This window comes from Caballeronia glathei, assembly GCF_000698595.1.
Lineage (GTDB): Bacteria > Pseudomonadota > Gammaproteobacteria > Burkholderiales > Burkholderiaceae > Caballeronia > Caballeronia glathei.
This window is the reverse complement of sequence record NZ_JFHC01000206.1, coordinates 1-1941: the sequence shown is the minus strand read 5'-3', so window position 1 is coordinate 1941 and position 1941 is coordinate 1. Positions and strand designations below refer to the sequence as shown.

Below are 1941 nucleotides of genomic sequence, written 5' to 3'. Positions count from 1 at the left end.
GTGTGGCGCCAGACGATCGAACAGTCAGCCGGCATCGGATTCCGCATGTTCAGGGCGCTCAGTGGCAATACCTTCCGGCCGGCAAAGATCTGTTTCGCCCACGAGCGGCCCGCCAGTCTTGAAGTGCACCACCGCGTGCTGGGCACGGCTATCGAGTTTTCACAGGAATGCAATGCCATCGTTTGCCGCGGCCGCGACCTGGACATGCCCATCCCTGCTGCGGACCCGACGCTGAATCGCGAAGTGAAGCGATGGCTGGAGATGCAGCTGGCCAACGTCCGCGACGAGCCGGCGCAGCGGGCGCGCCAGATCGTCAGGATGCTGCTGCCGAGCGGACTTTGTTCGGTCGATCAGGTCGCCCAGCATCTTGGCATGCATCGACGCACCCTTAACCGGCACCTCGCGGCGGACGGCGAGAGTGTCACGACGATCATCAATGCCGTGCGTGCTGAACTCGCTGAGGAGTATCTGGCCAACAGCAAACGCAGGTTGTATGAAGTCGCCGAACTCCTCGGCTTTTCCTCTGCCGGCGACTTCTCGCGCTGGTTCCGCGGCCAGTTTGGCAAGACACCCTCGGATTGGGGCGCCCAATACCGGGAGAGCCGGGCGGCAGCCCGGCCCGTCCCGCATAAGTAGGAAGGTCGGTTCGGGGTCGGCTCACGCGCCCCTCCGTCATCCGGGCCAGCCACATTGCCTGCCCAGCCGCACCCTTCTACACGCTCCTGACGTTACAGATCCCCGCCCCATCCTGACGATGACCGGCATCGCTGTCCGGACTGCGTGGGTGCGTTACCGCCATCCGCTTTCCGGCGAGGCTCGTGGCCCTGTGTCCCAATATGCGAATGAATTGTCCCGTCAAGCGAATGGCATCGCGGCTGTTGTACGTACTATCAGTTCCGTTGTCCGACCGAACGGTGCCGCTGCTCCGTTGACGGGGCCCGCTACATCCACCGGACGCACATATTGCCCGCCACCGCACAGGCACAGACTGGAGACATCAATGACAGCAACCGCCCTCACCCAAGACACCACTTCACAAGCCGCGCCCATGGCACCGGCCATTGTCCGGCCATCGGTGCGCCAGCATTCGATCAAGGTGGAGATTTGCACGCCCTCCATCGGCGCCGAACTCAGCAACATCAACCTTGCTGATGCCGCGCTGGACCCTGGCGCCATCGCCGAGATAAGGGCCCTGTGGCTGAAGCATAAAGTCCTGTTCTTCCGCGATCAGAACATTACGCCGATGGAGCAACAGAACTTCGCCGCGCAATTCGCCGAACTGGAAGTCCATCCCCTTGCCCCGAGCCATCCGGAGGCGGACAAGCTGCTGACGCTGTACCGCAATCTCGACCCGAGCAAGCCCAAGAGCTTCCTCGAAAAGGCCAGCCGCGAAAACCTCTGGCATGCCGATGTCACGTTCAAGAAGGCGCCGCCCCGCGGAGCGGTGTTGCGTTGCGAACAGGGTCCGGAATCCGGCGGAGACACCATGTGGTCCAACATGGTGATGGCCTATGAAAAGCTGCCCGGCACCATCAAGCAACGGATCGACGGCCTGTACGCCAAGCACAGTGCCGAGCATTCGTTTGGCGCCCAGATGCCGATCGAAGAACGTCACGCGATGGCCGCGAAGAACCCCGCCGCTGAGCATCCGGTCGTGCTTACCCATCCTGAGACGGGCGAAAAGGTCCTGTTCGTCAACTCGGCGTTTACGACCCATTTCTCGAATTTCTTCAACTTCGAGGACATCCGATACGGTCAGGACTTCATGCCGGAAGCTCATCATCTGATGAACTATCTGACCTCTCAGGCCGCGATTCCGGAATACCAGGTACGCCTGAAGTGGAGAACCAACACGGTTGCCATGTGGGACAACCTGCAGGTACAGCACTACGCAGTGGCGGACTACGGCAATGCGCCAAGAAAGATGCTGCGCGCCACCCT

At 61.6% G+C, this 1941-nt stretch carries 2 protein-coding genes; both read left to right on the top strand.

Going from position 1 to position 1941, the window contains the following annotated elements; translation table 11 throughout:
• Positions 1–636, top strand: a 636-nt coding sequence (locus BG61_RS38290; RefSeq protein ID WP_035943556.1) for a helix-turn-helix domain-containing protein, incomplete at its 5' end; no start/stop codon positions are given.
• A 364-nt stretch (positions 637–1000) separates the two neighbouring features.
• Positions 1001–1941 (top strand): TauD/TfdA dioxygenase family protein (locus BG61_RS38285; protein ID WP_051673109.1); only part of this gene is annotated, 941 nt, incomplete at its 3' end.